This is a genomic window from Geosporobacter subterraneus DSM 17957 (assembly GCF_900142145.1).
GTDB lineage: Bacteria > Bacillota > Clostridia > Peptostreptococcales > Thermotaleaceae > Geosporobacter > Geosporobacter subterraneus.
This window is the reverse complement of sequence record NZ_FQZV01000066.1, coordinates 1-19,996: the sequence shown is the minus strand read 5'-3', so window position 1 is coordinate 19,996 and position 19,996 is coordinate 1. Positions and strand designations below refer to the sequence as shown.

Below are 19,996 nucleotides of genomic sequence, written 5' to 3'. Positions count from 1 at the left end.
TTATGGGCGAATTCCTTAATCAGAAGTAGGCCAGAATCGGAGGATAAATCCCCTCCTGCGAAATTAATTTTAATTTTACTGTTGCTTTCTGAGTGAAGTGCATTTAGACTAGACATAAGGGTTTCTCCTTTGTGAAATGTTAGTTGCGGTGACTTCATTTTAACAAAGTTGAAACTCTTTTTCTATTGTATTGGTTTCACTTTTTAAGTGAAACCAATAATAATGCAAAACTACTGTAACTATGCGGCACGAAGCAATGCTGGATAAATTATGATGAATAATTCAGGTTAATCAATGTTGACAATATTTTTGATGAAAATGCCTTTCGGGAAGAAGATGTACGATTAATGGAATACTTTGCAAATCAAGTGGGCATTGCCATTAAAAACGTCCGGCTATTTGAAAAAACTCTCTATCTTTCCCGTTATGATGCCCTGACAGGGATCTACAACCGACATTATTTTGAGGAGCTTTACGCCAATTTAGATAAGCGTTCCAAACGCTATGGCGAGCACTTTTGCATTTGTATCATGGACCTAAATAACCTTAAGCAAATCAATGATCGTTTTGGACACAATGCCGGTGATTTGGCTATTAAGCATTTTACCAATATATTTGTAGAAAATATTAGAGAATCCGACATATTGGCCCGTTTGGGCGGTGATGAATTTGTAGCTGTATTTTTAAACAGTGACTTTGACAATACGAACCAAAGAATCCTTCATATTCAGAGCAAGCTTTCCGGTAGTCCTATTCAATATGATAAGGACAGCTTCAGCGTTCATTTTAGTTTTGGTATAGCCTGTTATCCCAAGGATGCTTCCGAAGGGAAAGACCTCATCCGAATTGCAGATCAAAGAATGTATTCTAATAAAGCCCATCAAAAAACAACGACATAACTACATCGTTGTTTTTTCTTTTCCAAAAATCTTTCTCACTAATTTTTTTCCCAGGCTAAATGAAGTTTGAGGCTGAAACAATACTTCTGCTTGTTCCGGAATCACAATAATACCCAGATTTCCGATGCCTGTCTTATAGTCCCTATACTCTAAGGTCTTTCGGAATCCCTTGCTGGTAGCAATATCCATCCAGATATAGGGTGGAAAACTATCGAGCAGATCACGTATGCTCCCTTGATTTTTAATAATTCGATTGTTTATGCACAGAATCACATCTCCCGGTCTTAAACCCATGGCAGCCCCGCATCCCCCCTGCAATACATCTAATACCGTCACCCCTTCAGCATAACTGCGAAAAACAGGTTTTCGTCTTCTTTCCTCCCTTTGTCCGCAGATAATTAATGCCTCATGACCAATGGGAGCAAAAAGAGCTGCAATATATTTAAACACTTGAAGCTTCGTTGAAAGAATAGAAAAAATGAGTAAGGTCAAGCTGTAGGTCAGCAAACGCAAAGCAGATTTTTTGGTCTTTTCCTCTGGCGTTGCCGACAGGGCAACATCCCCATATCCTAAAGCCGCAACCACAACGGAGATTTGAAGCATGGTTTGGTCCGGGTGAATACCTGGAAATTGGGCTTGAAACAATGGCCACCAGTCAGGAAGGTTCAAATCTCTGGCTCCTTCCACAATCCCCATGGACAAAATCAAAACCGTAAAAGGGATAGGCCAAAACCTTTGAAGCATAAAACCTCCGATTACACCATATTTCGGATCCTTCATAAAAATAGGTGTTGCATCCTTAGCCCCGTCCAGCCAAATCAGCATACTCTCAATTAAATGGAGAAGGGCCACGATTGCCATAATACTGGAAACACTGATTTCGGGGAATCCAAAAACCAAGCTGGACAGACTCAACAGCCCGCCTGCATAAGAAAAGCAAATATAACGGGCATTCACCATCATTAAAAATACTGCCATAGGCAGGATATAAGCAAAATCCTTAGGCTGTATCGTAATTCCCAATAGAATGAAAAAAAGCGTTCCAATTGCTCCCCCTAGAAGCCCCATTCCTAATGCATTTAACATTTTTTCTCTTATGGAATGCTTCGGAATTCCTAGGACACTTACTTCCATTTTTATAATTTTCTTATACTGCATCATTACCAACAAAAACACCAACCAAAAAAGTGGGTTACCAATCGATGTTGCAAGGGATAAAAAAGCCATTTGACATAATTCCAGCCATGGGTTCAAAACAAATCCTCCCTATTTTTATGAAATAATATAAAAATTTGGAATATTTTTTTGCGATCCTGCATATTTCTTTTAGGATGAATCGATGCAGGTTTTTAACAATTTTCATAATAGGCAAATAATTTTTAAATTTTAATGAATTTTCACTTTACCTTTACATGCATCTATTATATAGTTTACTGTAAAAACGATTTTATTTCTATTCTAAACAGAACTTTTCCGCACCAATCATTTCGACAGAAACTGCAATTATTAAATTTTACCTTTACAGCATAATTTAGTTATACTTTACTGCCTTTGGGTATAGACATAATATACGTGCAAAAAACCAAAGACTGAAAGGGGTGTGAAATCCCATGGTTCCAGAAACCATAAGCAGCTACGATCTATATTTATTTCATCAAGGCACCCATGCGAACAGCTATAAATTTCTTGGTGCCCATCCGCTGACCCAGGGAGATCAGACTGGTGTCCGCTTCTCTTTATGGGCTCCCAATGCCCTTCAGGTTGCAGTTGTTGGAGATTTCAACAATTGGAGTCCCGAAGGCAGCCAAATGCAAAAAGTTTTGGACTCTGGTATTTGGAGTTTATTTATTCCAGGCATCCAAGAAGGGAGCTTATATAAATATCTCATTCATACGCAACAGGGAGAGATCCTTTATAAAGCAGATCCCTATGGTTTCAGCAGCGAATTTCGCCCCGGTACTGCTTCAAGGGTAAACAGTCTGGATCAATATGATTGGCAGGATAGTTCATGGCTTAGCAACAGAAGCTCCTACTTAATTTATAACAGACCCATGCTGATCTATGAGATTCACCTTGGCTCCTGGAAACAGAATGACGATGGCTCCTTTTATTCCTATCGCCAATTGGCGGAGGAATTGGTTCCCTATGTAGCTGATATGGGATATACCCATATTGAAATTCTTCCCATTACGGAGCATCCCTTTGATGGTTCATGGGGCTATCAGTCTACAGGCTATTATTCTGTCACCAGCCGATATGGCTCTCCTCTGGATTTTATGTATCTCATTGACCAGTGTCACCAAAATGGTATCGGTGTAATACTGGACTGGGTTCCAGGTCACTTTTGCAAGGACGCCCATGGATTGCGGCAATTTGACGGAACACCGCTTTATGAATATGCAGACCCTAGGCGCGCTGAAAACTATCATTGGGGTACCTTATCCTTTGATCTGGGAAAGCCGGAAGTGAGAAGCTTTTTAATCTCTAATGCCATGTTCTGGTTGGATATTTTTCATATTGATGGTTTACGGGTAGATGCAGTAGCCAGCATGCTCTATTTGGATTATGGCAAAGAGCCCGGACAGTGGACGCCTAATGTCTATGGAGGCAAGGAAAATCTTGAAGCAGTAGAATTCATGAAAAAGCTCAATGAAACAGTATTTTCCAACTTTCCCAATGCATTGATGATCGCAGAGGAATCCACCCAATGGCCTATGGTATCGAAACCTACCTATCTTGGCGGTCTGGGCTATAACTACAAATGGAATATGGGATGGATGAACGACATGCTTCGCTATATGGAGACAGATTCCATTCATCGCAAGTGGCATCACCAACTGCTTACCTTCTCGCTGATGTATGCCTTTTCAGAAAATTTTATTTTACCCCTATCCCATGATGAAGTGGTCCACGGTAAAAAATCTTTGCTGAATAAAATGCCTGGCGATTATTGGCAGAAGTTTGCATCCCTTAGGGCTTTTTATGGATACATGATGGCTCACCCAGGCAAAAAACTGATCTTTATGGGTGGAGAGTTTGGTCAATTTATTGAATGGGATGAAAAGAAAAGTCTTGATTGGTTTCTGCTTGATTATGATATGCACCATAAGCTTCACCTATATGTGAAGCAGTTAAACCATTTTTACCGCCGCCAGGCATCCTTGTGGTTTAATGATCATGACTGGCAAGGATTTCAGTGGATTGATCCCCATGATTATCAGCATAGTGTGATTACCTTTATGAGAATTGGGAAGGACCCTGAAGACTTCCTTATTGTACTCTGCAACTTTACGCCAGTAGTTTACGACGGCTACCGAATTGGTGTACCAAAGAAAGGGCAATATGTAGAACTATTTAACAGTGACATGGAATGCTTCGGCGGCTCCGGACAATCAAATTCCAGTGCACTGACAGCGGATTTGCCACCATGGCATAATCAACCCTACTCCCTAGTGTTGAAGGTCCCTCCGCTGGCAACCCTATTTCTAAAATATCAAAAGCCCTCAGAAGTCTTATAGAAGAATTTTAAAACAATAAAGGGGGAAAACAGTATGATGAAAAAAGAATGTATTGCCATGATACTGGCAGGCGGACAAGGCAGTCGCCTGGGAATATTGACAAAACGATTGGCAAAGCCGGCTGTTCCATTTGGCGGCAAATATCGTATCATAGATTTTACTTTGAGCAATTGCGCAAACTCAGATATTGACACTGTAGGAGTGCTGACTCAGTATAAACCTTTAGTGCTTAATTCTTACATAGGCATTGGCCGATCCTGGAATCTGGATAGAAGAAATGGGGGAGTTACTGTGCTGCCGCCTTATGTAAAGGAGCAGGGCGGTGAATGGTATAAAGGTACTGCCAATGCCATTTATCAGAATATAGATTTTATCGACCAACATAATCCTGAAAATGTACTGGTCCTATCCGGCGATCATATCTATAAAATGGACTATGGTCCAATGCTGGAAGACCATAAAAAAAGAAATGCAGATGCCACCATCGCCGTCATTGAAGTACCCTGGGAAGAAACCAGCCGTTTTGGAATTATGAACACGGATGATCTGGGTCAAATCATTGAATTTGAAGAAAAGCCCCTCCATGCGAAGAACAACTTAGCCTCCATGGGTATATACATCTTTAAGTGGTCCGTTCTAAAAAAATACTTAATTGAAGATGAGCAAACCCTTGGTTCCCATCATGATTTTGGAAAAAATATCATTCCAACAATGCTCCTGAGAGGTCAGAGATTATACGCCTATCGCTTTTGTGGATATTGGAAGGATGTTGGAACCATAGAAAGCTTCTGGGAAGCCAATATGGACTTACTTTCCGATAATCCCCAACTGGATTTATATGATCCCCATTGGCGGATATACTCTGTAAATCCTACTCAACCCCCTAACTACATCGCACCGAATGCAAAAATACGGCGTTCTTTGATTAACGAGGGTTGTCTGATATTGGGCGAGGTTGAAAACTCCGTTATTTTTCCCGGCGTATATGTTGGTGCCGGTGCAAAAATTAGAAACTCTGTTATCATGCCCTATGTAAAAATAGGTGCCAATGTGTGTATTGAAAAAGCCATCGTCGGTGAAGCTTCGATCATCAGGAAAGGTTGTTTTGTTGGTTGTAAGGATTTAGACGACTTTTATTTCCATGGTGATCCCAATTATGGAAAAATTACAGTGATTGGAGAAAATATGGATATTCCGAGAGGGACCGTCATTGAAAATGGTGCCATGGTTTCCTCAGAAGATTAATCCTTCTGATAGATATATGATTTAGAGCTTGAATTTAAATATAATCTTTAGATAATGGAGTGGTGAATATGAGTTTAATGATGGGGATCATTAATAATACAAAAAACGGAAATCAGTTGAAGGAGCTGACTGAAAACAGGTATATGGCGTCTGTACCTTTTGGCGGCAGATACCGTATGATTGATTTTGTATTGTCTAATATGGTTAATTCTGGTATTCGAAATGTAGGTATTTTAGTTCAAGGAAAATATCGCTCTTTGATGGATCATCTGCGTTCCGGCAAGGAATGGGATCTGGACCGCAAGCGGGATGGACTTTTTATCCTTCCCCCTGCCTATAACAACTGTCCCCTAGGAATGCAAAAAGGGGATTTGGATAACTTTTATGCCAATCTGGAATATCTTCAAAAAAGCAGGCAAAAATACGTAGTCATTTCTGGTGCCAACATGGTATGTAATATCAACTATCAGCAGGTTTTGCAAATGCATCAACAGAAGCAGGCAGATATTACGATAATCTACACGGAAGAACTTGGCGAGGTTCATGACGCTTCTAAATCCACCTTTATTTATACTACCAGCTCTGGCCGGGTAGTAGACCTGGAAATAAACCCCATCACCCAGCGAAGCAATAAGATTTCTATGGAAATGTATATTCTGGAAAGAACGCTGTTGATCGACATTATCGATGAGTGCATATCAAAAGGTGGTTATGATTTTGTTATGGATGGCATCTTGAAGAATCTGCAGCGCTATAAGATATATGGACATCATCACCCTGGCTATGTAGGCCGGATTCATTCCGTACAAAGCTATTATCGGCACAATATGGATTTACTGAACTCTGAGATATGGGAAGAGGTTTTTTTGAGATCCGGCTTGATTTATACAAAAGTTAAGGATCAGGCCCCGGTAAAGTATATGGAGCATGCGGTTGTTAAAAATGCTCTGGTGGCCAATGGCTGCGTTATCAACGGATCTGTTGAGAACAGTGTCCTTTTTAGGGGCGTCCGAATCCATAAAGGGGCAAAGCTCCGCAACTGCATCATTCTCCAAAACTGCGTGATTGGTGAAGATGCAGAGCTGGAAAATGTAATTTTAGATAAAGAGGTTCATGTATCTGCCGAGAAGCAGCTGGCAGGGCTCAAAGAATATCCTATTATTGTAGAGAAGAAATCCCGCATATAAGGAAGGAGGGCTACAAATGATTAAGGTTTTATTTGCCGCAGCAGAGGGAACTCCCTTTATTAAAACAGGCGGTCTGGCAGACGTTATCGGTTCTCTCCCAAAGGCATTGCAGCAAAAGGATTTAGATATTCGGGTGGTTTTGCCGAAATATAAAACCATTCCGCTTCAGTGGAAAGAAACAATGCGGCCAATAAAAAGTATTATGGTTTCCCTAGGCTGGAGAACACAATATTGTGGCATAGAAGTTTTTGATTATGAAGGAATCTCCTTTTATTTCATAGACAATGAATACTACTTCGGCAGAGAAGGTCTATATGGCTATGAGGACGATGGAGAACGCTTTGCTTTCTTCAGCCGTGCCATCTTGGAGATCTTACCCCACATTGACTTTCAACCAGATATCCTCCATTGCCATGATTGGCACACAGCCTTAGTTAGTGTTTTTCTCAAGAGCCATTATAAGAATAATGGGTTTTACCAAGGAATAAAAACCATCTACACCATTCATAATCTCATGTATCAGGGCGTATTTCCCCACAGTATCCTTGCCGATTTATTGGGCTTGGACGATCAGTACTTTACTATAGATACACTGGAATATCATGGGCAGATTAACTATATGAAAGGCGGGATCATATTCTCTGATCTATTGACTACCGTCAGTAAGACTTATGCAGAGGAAATCCAATCCCCTTACTTTGGTGAAACACTGGATGGCCTCCTTCGAAAAAGGAAAAAACATCTATATGGAATTGTAAATGGTATTGATTATGATACTTATAACCCCAACACCGACCCATATATTCCATCAAACTATGTCCGTTCCCTTCAGAAAAAGGGCATCAATAAAGAAAAGCTGCAGGAGCTTTTAGGGCTTCCTGTTAATAAGGAAACACCCATGGTGGCTATTATATCCCGGCTGGTTAGTTCCAAGGGATTGGATTTAATTGCCCATGTGCTGGAAGATCTTATGGCACTAGACCTGCAGATGGTGGTCCTGGGCACCGGAGAGGAAAAGTATGAGAACCTGTTCCGCAGTACAGCGGAACGTTACCCCTATAAGCTGGCGGCACGGATTCAATTTGACGACCGATTGGCCCATCAGATTTATGCTGCCTCTGATTTATTTCTGATGCCCTCCAGGTTTGAACCCTGTGGCATTGGACAGTTAATAGCCTTACGCTATGGCAGCATCCCTGTAGTGCGTGAAACAGGCGGACTAAAGGATACAGTCCAGTCCTATAATGAATACACACAGGAAGGAAATGGTTTCAGCTTCACCCATTACAATGCCCACGATATGCTGTATACCCTCAGAAGAGCGCTGCAATACTATCAAGATAAAAAAATTTGGGGCAGAATCATTAAAAATGCCATTCGCTGCGACTACAGCTGGAAAAAGTCTGCAGAAGAATATATCAGCTTATACCAATGTCTGTTACATAAATCGGACTCAAAATAATACCGGGGGTGGTAGATTTGATGATTACGAAAGAATATTTTAAGAAGTTATATCTTGATAAGTTCCAATCCATGCACGGTAAGGAAATTGCAGAAGCTACACCCATGGATCAGTATTTAACCCTTGGCGCAGTTATTCGAGACTTTATCAGTCGAAAATGGATCGCCAGCAACAACGCCTACGCTAAAATGGATGATAAAGAAACCTATTATTTTTCCTTGGAGTTTCTTCTGGGAAAGCTAATGGATGCAAACTTATTAAAACTTCATTTAAAAGAAATCTGTGCAGAAGCCTTAACAGAGCTGGGCATTCAATTAGATCAAATAGAAGCCTTAGAGCCGGATGCGGGGTTAGGCAACGGCGGTTTAGGCAGATTGGCTGCCTGCTTCCTAGACTCCTTAGCTGCTCTTCAGCTGCCTGGTCATGGCTGCGGCATTCGCTACAAATACGGCTTCTTCGAACAAAAGATTGTAGATGGCTACCAGGTGGAGCTGCCGGATAACTGGCTGAAATATGGAAATGTATGGGAAATTCGAAAGGCTGATAAGGCAGTGGAGGTTCGATTTGGCGGTAATGTTCGCTTAGATCGGGTAGATGGTCGAACCCTCTTTATTCATGAAAATTTTGATCCGGTTTTAGCGGTTCCTTACGATACGCCTATCGTAGGTTATCGTAACAATACCGTCAACACCCTAAGGCTCTGGAGCGCTGAAACTACCATGAAGGATTTTGATTTTTCCACCTTTAATCGGGGAGATTATCTTAATGCTGTGAAATATAAGTATGAAGTAGAATCTATTTCACAGGTACTCTATCCAGACGACAACCACTTAGAAGGGAGAGTTCTGCGATTAAAGCAGCAGTATTTCTTTGTATCAGCAGGTATTCAAAGCATTGTGCGCCGTTATAAGAAGCGTCACATTCATCTAAGGGATTTTCATAAAAAAGTAGCCATTCACATCAATGACACCCATCCGGTACTAGCTATACCTGAACTCATGCGGATTCTTATCGACGAGGAAGAAATGGGCTGGGACGAGGCATGGGAGATTACTACCGGTACAATCTCTTATACCAATCATACAATACTGCCGGAAGCCTTGGAAAAATGGCCTATAGACATCTTTCAAACCCTGCTGCCTCGAATATATATGATCGTACACGAAATCAACGAACGCTTCTGCAGACAACTATGGGAGAAGTATCCAGGTGATTGGAATAAAATCCGCTCTATGGCCATTTTATCCGATGGATATGTACACATGGCCCATCTTGCTGCAGTTGGCAGCAACAGCATCAATGGTGTGGCAAAGATCCATACAGAAATCCTCAAAAGTCAGGTAATGTCCAATTTCTACGATTCTTATCCTCATAAATTCAATAATAAAACCAATGGAATTACACCAAGAAGATGGCTGCTGAAGTCTAATCCCCAACTGTCCCGCCTAATATCCGATACCATTGGTCCTGATTGGCTTTACGACTCCAGAAAGCTTCAGCTTCTGGTGGATTATGTTCGGGATTCTGCTTTTCAAGATAGGATTCACGGTATCAAACAGCATAACAAGGCGCTGCTGACAGCTTTTATCAAGGATAAGTACCAAATATCCATTGATCCCGATTCTATTTTTGATATACAGGTTAAGCGAATTCATGCTTATAAAAGGCAGATCCTTAATGTTCTCCATATTATGGACCTTTATAACCGACTTCTGGAGAATCCGAATTTGGAAATCCATCCCAGAACCTTTATTTTTGGTGGAAAGGCGGCACCAAGTTATTATATGGCTAAGCAAACCATTAAACTGATAAATACTGTAGCCGCAGTCATCAATCAGGATACACGGATTCACGGTAAACTAAAAGTAATCTTTTTAGAAAACTACAATGTTTCCCTAGGAGAAAAAATCTTTCCTGCTGCCGATGTAAGTGAGCAGATTTCTACGGCCAGCAAAGAAGCCTCCGGTACTGGCAATATGAAATTTATGATGAATGGTGCCATCACCATTGGTACCTTAGATGGTGCCAATATTGAAATCAAAGAAGAAGTCGGTGAAGATAATATTGTTATTTTCGGACTCACTGCCGACCAGGTTTTAAAGTACTATCAAGAAGGCGGATACAATGCATGGGATTTGTATCATGAAGACGGCAGACTCAAAATGGTTTTGGACCAGCTCATCAATGGATTTCTACCTGTAGGTCCCGATGAATTTCGGGGAATCTATGAGGGTTTCCTATATCATAATGATGAGTATTTTGTGCTGAAGGACTTTTCTTCCTATGTTGAGGCCCATAATAAAATCAACCGGCTTTATCAGGATAAAGAAAAATGGGTGCAAATGAGCATTCATAATATTGCTCACTCCGGAAAATTTTCCAGTGATAAAACCATCAGCGAGTACGCTAGGGATATTTGGAATATACATCCGGTCCCTATTCCCAATAACCCGCTGTTCTAAAGAAAGCAGGTGAAACCTTTGTCACAAGATTGGATCTATCATAACTCTCATGAAGAAAACTATAGGACACCCTTTGGCGCCCTCCCCTGCAGTGCAAGGGTGTCTCTGCGTATTAAGGTTGTATCAGAAGCACCTCCTGACAGCGTCCTTCTTAGACTCTGGAGTCAGGAAAGAGGAGAAATTCTCTGCACAATGTCTCTATTGGAGGCCTCAGGTAAAGATAGGATCTATCATAGGGAAATTGAGGTTCTAAATAATCCCGGCCTTCTATGGTATTTTTTTATGATCCGCTTAGAAGGCCAAATCTACTATTATGGCAATAATCTTCAGCAAAAAGGGGGTATAGGTCAGGTCTATATCCACGAGCCTCCCTCATACCAGGTCACCGTCTATAAAAGCAATGCAGAAACGCCCAACTGGTTTAAATCGAAAGTGATGTATCAGGTTTTTGTAGACCGATTTTTCTCTTATATTCCAGAAGCCACAAAATATATCCCTGACCCTAAAACCTATTTTCTCCGTGAATGGTCTGACCTGCCGGATTATGAGAGAGATCAAGACAATCATAGAGTTCTTCGCTATGACTACTTTGGCGGAAATCTGCTGGGATTAATCGAAAAGCTTCCATATCTCTGTGAGCTGGGCATCGGTATCCTCTATTTAAACCCTATTTTCGAAGCCCACAGCAATCATAAGTACGATACTGCTGATTACCATCAAATTGACCCCATGTATGGAGATCAAGCTATCTTCCACAGACTTTGTCAGGAGGGGAAAAGGCTGGGTATAGCCATAATATTGGATGGTGTTTTTAGTCATACAGGCAGCAACAGCATTTATTTTAATCGGGATGAAACCTACGATTCCCTTGGGGCTTATCAGTCTGCCGCTTCACCTTACTACTCCTGGTACCGCTTTGATCGCCATCCGGATCTTTATGACTGTTGGTGGGGAATTGACACCATGCCCAATGTAAACGAAACAGATCCAGGTTATCAGGACTTTATTTTATATCATAAGAACAGCGTAATCCGATACTGGATGGAATTGGGCGCCAAGGGCTGGCGACTGGATGTTGCCGATGAACTGCCCGATAGCTTTATAAAATCCTTGAAAGAGGTGATGAAAGCCGTCGATGAAGACGCTGTATTAATTGGTGAAGTTTGGGAGGATGCCTCCAATAAAGTCAGCTATGGTCAGATTAGAGAATATTTGCTTGGGGATGAATTAGATTCCCCTACCAATTATCCTTTCCGAAGAATCCTTCTGGATTTCTTTTTAGGTGCTATCCAAGCTGAAGATATGCACCTGGAGCTCATGCAGCTCTATGAGAACTATCCGATGCATCATTTTTATACTGCAATGAACCTGGTGGGCAGTCATGATGTACCCCGGGTTTTAACCCTGCTGGGTGAGGCACCGGATCAGCAGTCCCTATCCAAAGCAGAACAACGGCTTTACCATTTGCCGGCATCAAAGAGGGTCTTGGCAGTGAAACGGTTGAAGCTTCTATCCCTGATCCAGATGTGTTTTCCAGGTGTCCCCTGTATCTATTATGGAGATGAAGCGGGATTGGAAGGCTACAGCGATCCCTATAACCGAGCTCCTTATCCATGGGGAAAAGAAAATCTGGAGCTTCAATTCTGGTATAAAACGATTATTGGATTTCGCAATCAGTACGATGCTCTTCAAACGGGAAGCTGGCATACCCTATATGCCAACGGCAATGTTTATGGTCTTCTAAGACAAATTCAGCAAGGCCGGGATGTTTTCGGCCAAAAAAGGAAAAACGGCACCTTTTTAGTTTTCGTTAACCGGTGTGAAGATCAGACAGAAAATATTGAAGTAGATATCAGCAACTGGTGCAGCGGACCTCTGGTCAATTTGCTGGACGGTCAGGAAAGGATAGATATGGATGGAAGTGTCTTGAGGCTGACACTACATCCTTTAGAGGCAAAAATAATGATGCAGAGATGATTCTCTGCATCACTTTTATGATCCAATTTTCTTTTTTAATACTTCCAGTCCTTTTTGCAGCTGCAGGTCTTCTGCATCGGTGATGTTGCCTCGCTCAATCAATTCTTCCGGCATTTCCACCACAATATTGGGTTCAATGCCCTTCCCATGGATATTGACGCCATTAGGCGTAAAATACTGAGAAGTAGTAAGTTTAAATCCGGTTCCATCCTCTAAAGGCTTAACCCGCTGTACTAATCCCTTTCCAAAGGTGGTAGTACCGATTAAGGTGCCGGACTCGGTATCCTTGACAGCACCTGCTAAGATCTCCGAAGCACTGGCACTTCCTTTATTGACCAGCAGTACATAAGGAAACTCAACCTTTTTCCCGTTTGAACGTTCATATTCCCGATTGCCTGCACGATCCTCAGTATAAACGATGACCTGTTTTCCAAGGAGCTCATCCGCAATTTTTACACATTCGCTTAAAAGTCCTCCGGGATTGTTTCGCAAATCTATTACCAATCCGGTAATATTTTTCTTTTTCAGTTGGTTCAATTGAGTTTTAAAATCATCTGCGGTTTGTTCATCGAACATAGTAATTCTTATATAACCAATGTTGTTTTCCAGTATTCTGGATTTTACTGTTTTTAATCTTATTTCTTCCCTGGTGATTTTAACAGTAAAAGAGTCTTCTCTTCCTGTTCTTACTACCGTCAGTTCTACTTTGGTTCCAGGATCCCCTTTAATCATAGCAACGGCCTCGTCTAACTTCTCCGCTGTCACATCCTTACCATCAACCTTGATTATTTTATCCCCTGATATGAGGCCTGCTCTCTCTCCAGGTGTATCCTCGATAGGTGAAACTACTGTTACAAATCCATCTTCTCCTGGTGTCATAATAACACCGATTCCTCCATAGGTACCCTTGGTATGAACCATAAAATCATCAAATTCTTTGTTATTCATATAGACGGAATAAGGATCTTCTAAAGACGCAAATAGACCCCTAATGATGCCGTCTTCCATCTTTTCTGTATCTACAGGCTTATAGTAATTCTTCTCAATAAAATCCTTTAATGCCAGTACTTTACTATAGGTCCTTTGAATATCCTTATAGTACTCAAAGTCGCTTTTTGGAATCACCACTTTATTCCCCACTGTTAAGGTTACGATATTTGTAACAGTAAAGGTCATCATACTGGTGATGATGACAAGAATAATTGCCCCAATGACGGCATTTTTTTTGCTGATCATGTTAAGTTTCACCCCAATATTCATTATTTAATGACAATCTTTTTAGTCACCCACATAATACTATATTATTCCTTAAACCTTTTGAATATAACAAATCATTATGCCTTTCATTATATCATCAATTACCCAATTTGCAAGTTTGCTTCTAAAATAAGGAAGCCAGGCTAATCTCTGGCTTTTCTCATTTCTATATAGGCTTTCATATCTTCTTCATAGCCCTCATGTATTTTTTGTATCAAAGAATGATGTGATGAATCGTATACTCTGCTATCAATAGAACGAATCGGCATCACATTTACAGAGGTTCCCGTCATAAAGGCTCCATCCAATTGCAGCAGATCATCTACATGAAGCAGGTTTTCTTTTACCGCAATACCCAGTTTCTTACAGACTTTCATAATGCGCATCCTTGTAACCCCTAGCAGTACATCCCCTGGAGGCGCTGTAATCAACTGATTGCCTTTTACGAAAAATATATTGGAGCGGCTCCCTTCTGTAATATACTGCTCATGATTTACTAAAAGAGCTTCATAAGCCCCTTCCGCTTTTATAGCTTGCTGTACTCTCTCTCTCAGGTTTTGATTGACTACCTTTGCATTTGGATTTTCCCGTTCAGACTGGAACAGAATCGTATGAATTCCCTTTTGATAAACTTCTTCAGTAGGATAATGACTTTCCACAAAGTATAGAATAAAGGCCTGATTTTTCTGATCCAAATCACTACACAGCAGTTTGATATTTAAGTCGGGACTATTATTAACTTTGATCAGCTCTTGAATCTCCTGAAATATTTCAGTATCGGATTTATGAATCCCATGACCAAGAATTTCTGCAGATTTTCTCATTCTATCCATATGTTCTTCAAAATATAGGGCAATGCCGTCAATAACACGAATCACTTCGTATATAGCCTGCTGTCCCCTAAGGTTCATCATATCTTGATTTTTGGTTGAAAGGATTTCTCCATTTTGAATGTAGTATTCTAAAATTGCTTCTCTTTTCACTGGGTCACCTCTATATTCTGGATCGTTCTTCATTTAATTAGTATACCGCAAATACCGATACTCCATTTATTCTTTGTCTAAAAACCACATTACATAGCCACACCTATCACAAACATAATTTTGTGCCTGTTTGTTTGCGAATTCAAACCCAAAGAAGGTTGCACCTCTGGTATTCATGAGTGTCTCACGAAACCAAAATTCGTTATGCCCACATATCGGACATTTTAGAGGATTTCCCTGGATGGTTCGCTGTTCTGCAAGCTTATTCATAATAAATCTCTCCTCTCAAAATTCCCTTCTTTTTTATTCTACTATATATTCTCCTTTCATAGAAGAGAAAGACCTCCATATTTTGATGATTTTATCAAAATATGGAGGTCTTATATGTATTCTTTCCGAATTAATACTTAATGAATTTGCTGCCAGGCACATTGCAGATAAAGCACTTTTCCGGCACAGCCTTTTCAATGTTTCCACAGACTGGACAAAGATAATAGTATACTTCCTCTTTATTTTCAACATCCGCTAGGGCCTCTTCATACAACTTTGCATGTACCTCTTCTGCCTTTAGTGCATATTCAAAGGTTCTGACGGCCTCCTGATTGCCTTCTTCTTGTGCTGTCTTTAGAAACTCAGGATACATATCTTTAAATTCATAGGTTTCTCCATTTACAGCATCCTTTAAATTTTCAACTGTGGACTTTACCTTACCGGCTACTTCAAAATGCTTATGTGCATGTAGTGTTTCAGCATCAGCAGCTGCTTTAAATAATTTCGCAGCGTTTACATATCCTTCTGCTTCAGCTTTTTTTGCATAGGCCAAGTACTTTCTGTTTGCTTGTGACTCACCGGCAAAGGCTGCCATTAAATTTTCTAATGTTTTGTTGTTCATTGTACCCCTCCTGTAATAAATAATAATTATCCGTTAGTATTTATTATAAATTATTTCCCCTTGCTATGCAACTATATTTTTCCATATTTTATATTTTTTTAATCGCAGGCAGGTTGAAGTTTTCTGTTTTCACCATAAATGTTCTTACGCTTATAAAGTATGTAGCTCAGGAAAAAGCGGAAAGCCATATCGAAAGTTATGGCATACCAGATTCCATAAATGTTTTGATGAAATACAATGGAGAGCAGATAGGCTAAGGGAAGTCTCACCAGCCAAAGTCCTGTACCCGCTACGATCATTGGAGCTTTTGTGAATCCTGCCCCTCGCATGGCGCCGTACAATACACCTGCAAGATTTTGTGGAATCTGTACCGACGCCATCAGCATCAGGTACACCGCACCCAATTGGATCACATCGGTCTGATTTGTCAATAATCCCATTACCTGCTGAGGAAAGAAAAACAAAATTGCTACACTTATGCTGGTGAGTACTACAGATCCCTTTACAATTTCTTTTAGATACATTTTGGCTATAGTTGGCTCCTTCGCACCAAGGGACTGACCTACAAAGGCGGTGGCTGCGATGCTGAAGCCCATGGCAGGCATATAAGAAATCGCCTCTGCTTGCAATCCCAATTGGTGGGCAGCCAAGGCCACCTCCCCAAAGGTTAGAATCAGTTGTGTCAACAGAATTGTGCAAAACTGCCAGAATATAGATTCCATTGCTGTAGGAGCTCCTAGTCTATAGATTTCTGAAATTCTCTTCCCATCTAGTTTAAAAAAGGATTGACCCAATACCCCTTCTAGGACTCCGCCTTTGCCAAATAAAATATATATGCCGATCATTGCCCCTACAAATTGTGCAAAGGCTGTGGCCAAGGCCGAACCCCTAATGCCCAGGGCAGGAAACCCCAAGTTGCCGTAAATCAATAAATAATTGCCAATCACATTAACAGTATTCATAATAAAAGCGATTTTCATAGGCGTTTTGCCGTTGCCCATTCCTTGAAGAACCCCTGTCACCACCAGCATTATGGCCATAAAGGGCAATCCCCATGAGACTGTACTCAAATAAAGTGCTCCTCTTTCCAGCAATTCACCTTTTCCCCCAAGCCAGCGTATGAATAAAGGGGCCTTCCAATAAATCATTTGTTGTATTCCAATAACAAAAAGAATGGTGGATAGGAGAGTTTGCTGAACCACTTGCCGCAGTTTTTTAGAATCCTTTGCACCATAGGACTGCGCTACAAAAATAGTAGCTCCTGTAGTGACCCCTTTAAAAATGGCCCAAACGATCTGGGTAATCCGCATGCTCAACCCTACAGCCCCGATTGCAATGGTGCTTATTCTGCCGATCATAGCCATTGCCACAAATCCTGCCAGCATCTGCAGGATATTCTCCAGGCTGATCGGCAAAATCATAGCATATATTTTTTTTCGTATTTCTTTTTTTGTCATATGTGCATCTACAATTGCTCTCTCCAATCCCATCAACCCACTTTACTATTATTTCGATACTCTAATTATATAACACTTCAGGGTTTTTAGGATAAATATTTTATAATATTTTTCTTTATTTTATTTCTTTAATCACTTTTAGAAAAGCAGTAGGAATTGCATACTGATCCATTTCTTTTAATGAAACCCATTGGATTTCAGGATAATCTATGTCCGACATAGATAATAGCTTTAACCTAAAAAGCTGCATATTCCATTTCATATGAGTAAATACGTGACTTTTTTCAACTACTGGCTCCGGGTCTGATGTCTCTATTCCATAGCTTTCCTGTAATTCCAGTACAATGCTCCTCCCTGCATTGCCGTCTGCTGTTCCTTCTACCGCAGGCAGTGCCCAAAGGTTAGCCAACAAGCCTTCCGGCGGCCGTTTCGTCAATAGTACTTTATCCCCTTTCTGCAGTAAGCCCAGCTCCATATTTACAGATTTTACTGCTTCCTTTTTCTTTTTAACCGGCAGTGATTCTTGTACCCCTGCCCGTCTGGCTCTGCAAATAAATGACAATGGACAGCTGCTGCATTTCGGTGAATTCGGTGTACAGATGAGTGCACCCAGTTCCATTAGCCCCTGGTTAAAGGCAGATGGGTTAGTTGCGGAAACTACAGCTTCACCAAGCTTCTCCATTTCTTTTTTGGTGCTTCCTTCACTAATATCCTTGTAAACTAAAAATAGCCTGGAAAACACCCGCATGACATTTCCATCTACCGCCGCAGCTGGTTTTTCATAAGCTATGCTTAATATTGCCCCTGCAGTATAGGAGCCGATGCCTGGGATCTTCAACAGTTCTTTTTGATTCTCTGGAATTTTGCCATCATAAACTTCACAGATCAGCTTTGCCCCGCGATGTATGTTTTTTGCTCTTGAATAATAACCCAGACCGGCCCAAAGCCTCAGCACCTCTTCTTCATCAGCCTTTGCCAGCTGTTTCACTGTTGGAAATTTATCGATAAAGCGCAAAAAGTACGGAATGACTGTGTCCACACGGGTTTGCTGCAACATTACCTCAGAAATCCATGTATAATATGGGTTTATTGTTTCCCGCCAGGGCATTTGTCGATGGTTCTTTTCAAACCAGCTGATTAGAGCATGCTGCAATTCATTGATATCCTCTGTCTTAAGGTTCTGCCAATCATTTATTTTATAAGCGCCCATTTCAATGCTCCTTTTCTTATGTCAATGAATATATTATATCATAAGACCATTCCTTCGATATTTTCAAAAAAGCAGGATAAAGGACCTTGTTTTCACAGGGTCCTTTATATCTAACAAGACTGATTCACTTGTAATCTGACGATTTTCCCATCCTTTACTTCCGCATGAAATAGGAAATACTCATTGGATAAATCAAAGCTGTAGATATTGTCCTGTATCTGTGAGGGCTCTCCATACAGTTCCTTTAAGCGCTCCACAGAATCTCCTACCTTTAATCCTCTTGGCGTTTGATATTCCTTAGTTGTCACAGATATATGACTGACTTCGCCCTCTGTGATTTTAACCTCTACGCCTTCCTGGTAGATTCTTTTTTCCACATAGCCCTCAAATTCCCTTACTGCTTCCTTAGGCTGCGCTTTCATAACCTGATCCAATTCTTCCGGTTTCATTCTTACTTTTATACTTCCTAACTGCAAATCCTCAATCCTTAGATCATTCTTGTTGTATACATCGGCCTGAAGCTGATTTTTCAAGACCTTGATCTGATAATCCTGAATATTTCCCAAGAAATGATTGCTCATGGCAATGAGAATTCCTCTATTGATCATGTCCATGGTCATCACTTCAGGGATAGTTTGCTCTATTTCAATGGACACCGACCGATCCTTAATTTCAATGTTATTTACCGCAAAGGTAACTCCACTGGACCCCTGTTCAGGGAAAACAATTAACATTTTATAATTTTGAAAGAATTTATCCTTATATTGTGGTTTTATGCTTTCTGCTTCGATCACTAAATTATACTTCTCCACAGCTTCCTTTAAAGCTTTTTCGCTGTCAATCGTCACATAAAAAGGAATATCTTTTTGCTTCTGCTGTTTCTCATAAAGCTCTTCACTATAGTCTCCTCTTAAATAGACTGCAAAATAAGGTCTTGTATCATTTTCCACTGCTCCACTATTTTCCTCTGTCTGGCTTTGCGCGGGCAGCGTAGGCTTTTGACTATTGATCCCACAGGCAGAGAGTACAATAACAGACATCGCTACAATCATCCCTAATACTGCTTTTTTTACCATGTCCTCATCTCCTTTATTATTTCCTTATAGGAATTAGACGCAGCATCCGGAAGAAATGTTTCATCAAAACCTTAAATCAACAGAAAAATGTGCTTCGTTCTTGCTAACTTTTTACCTCCTTGTAAGATAAATATAGGGTTAGGGCTCAAAAACCCACCCGAATGTTCTTTGACAACTTTAAATCTATTGTTCAGATGAATCAGTGACACCAGACATTGAATTTTTTAAACATCGTGCTATAATCTCTTTGTCAGAGAGATAGATGTGCATTCCTCCTGGATCCCTTCCATAGTAGAGGCTTATCCGTGAAAAAGCGTGTCACTCCACAAGGACGATTCGATGTTTAGCTGGTTGGGCCACCATTTGGTGTT

Annotated in this window: 15 protein-coding genes; 7 read left to right on the top strand and 8 right to left on the bottom strand. The window is 40.7% G+C overall.

The genetic code is table 11. From position 1 onward, the window contains the following. Positions 1-347 precede the first annotated feature (347 nt). Positions 348-899, top strand: coding sequence for a GGDEF domain-containing protein (locus BUB56_RS17250; protein ID WP_110942504.1), 552 nt, complete (start codon positions 348-350; stop codon positions 897-899). On the opposite strand, the gene BUB56_RS17245 is transcribed toward BUB56_RS17250, so the two are convergent. Next, a complete protein-coding gene (locus tag BUB56_RS17245) occupies positions 900-2,153 on the bottom strand; it encodes a PDZ domain-containing protein (protein ID WP_110942503.1) in 1,254 nt (417 codons plus the stop codon). A 356-nt stretch (positions 2,154-2,509) separates the two neighbouring features. Here BUB56_RS17245 and glgB point away from each other — a divergent pair, with 356 nt between their 5' ends. From glgB to BUB56_RS17215, 6 genes are all read left to right on the top strand, one after another. Then, positions 2,510-4,417 carry a 1,4-alpha-glucan branching protein GlgB gene (gene glgB / locus BUB56_RS17240; RefSeq protein ID WP_110942502.1) on the top strand — a complete coding sequence of 636 codons (1,908 nt, stop codon included), beginning with the start codon at positions 2,510-2,512 and terminating at the stop codon, positions 4,415-4,417. A 36-nt stretch (positions 4,418-4,453) separates the two neighbouring features. Further along, the gene (locus tag BUB56_RS17235; protein ID WP_456297989.1) at positions 4,454-5,662 is read left to right on the top strand and encodes a glucose-1-phosphate adenylyltransferase; all 1,209 of its coding nucleotides are present in this window, start codon (positions 4,454-4,456) and stop codon (positions 5,660-5,662) included. Between the two features lie 68 nt (positions 5,663-5,730). After that, positions 5,731-6,849, top strand: coding sequence for a glucose-1-phosphate adenylyltransferase subunit GlgD (glgD, locus tag BUB56_RS17230; RefSeq protein ID WP_110942500.1), 1,119 nt, complete (start codon positions 5,731-5,733; stop codon positions 6,847-6,849). Between the two features lie 16 nt (positions 6,850-6,865). After that, a complete protein-coding gene (glgA, locus tag BUB56_RS17225) occupies positions 6,866-8,311 on the top strand; it encodes a glycogen synthase GlgA (protein ID WP_110942499.1) in 1,446 nt (481 codons plus the stop codon). Between the two features lie 20 nt (positions 8,312-8,331). Then, entirely contained in the window at positions 8,332-10,773 is a 2,442-nt protein-coding gene (locus BUB56_RS17220; RefSeq protein WP_110942498.1) for a glycogen/starch/alpha-glucan phosphorylase, read from the top strand. 18 nt (positions 10,774-10,791) lie between these two features. Then, entirely contained in the window at positions 10,792-12,750 is a 1,959-nt protein-coding gene (locus BUB56_RS17215) for a glycoside hydrolase family 13 protein (protein WP_110942497.1), read from the top strand. A 15-nt stretch (positions 12,751-12,765) separates the two neighbouring features. Here BUB56_RS17215 and BUB56_RS17210 read toward each other — a convergent pair whose 3' ends face one another. From BUB56_RS17210 to BUB56_RS17180, 7 genes are all read right to left on the bottom strand, one after another. Next, positions 12,766-13,986, bottom strand: a complete 1,221-nt coding sequence (locus BUB56_RS17210; protein ID WP_110942496.1) for a S41 family peptidase — start codon at positions 13,984-13,986, stop codon at positions 12,766-12,768. 164 nt (positions 13,987-14,150) lie between these two features. Then, positions 14,151-14,990, bottom strand: a complete 840-nt coding sequence (locus BUB56_RS17205; protein ID WP_242946419.1) for an aminotransferase class IV — start codon at positions 14,988-14,990, stop codon at positions 14,151-14,153. Positions 14,991-15,056: 66 nt separating this feature from the next. Further along, complete coding sequence (locus BUB56_RS17200; RefSeq protein ID WP_110942494.1) at positions 15,057-15,260, bottom strand: hypothetical protein; 204 nt, start codon at positions 15,258-15,260, stop codon at positions 15,057-15,059. Between the two features lie 130 nt (positions 15,261-15,390). After that, entirely contained in the window at positions 15,391-15,882 is a 492-nt protein-coding gene (locus tag BUB56_RS17195; protein WP_110942493.1) for a rubrerythrin family protein, read from the bottom strand. A 98-nt stretch (positions 15,883-15,980) separates the two neighbouring features. After that, positions 15,981-17,366, bottom strand: coding sequence for an MATE family efflux transporter (locus BUB56_RS17190; protein ID WP_242946418.1), 1,386 nt, complete (start codon positions 17,364-17,366; stop codon positions 15,981-15,983). Positions 17,367-17,454: 88 nt separating this feature from the next. After that, a complete protein-coding gene (gene mutY, locus BUB56_RS17185; protein ID WP_110942492.1) occupies positions 17,455-18,549 on the bottom strand; it encodes an A/G-specific adenine glycosylase in 1,095 nt (364 codons plus the stop codon). A gap of 110 nt (positions 18,550-18,659) precedes the next feature. Then, positions 18,660-19,625 carry a hypothetical protein gene (locus BUB56_RS17180; RefSeq protein ID WP_110942491.1) on the bottom strand — a complete coding sequence of 322 codons (966 nt, stop codon included), beginning with the start codon at positions 19,623-19,625 and terminating at the stop codon, positions 18,660-18,662. Positions 19,626-19,996 lie beyond the last annotated feature (371 nt).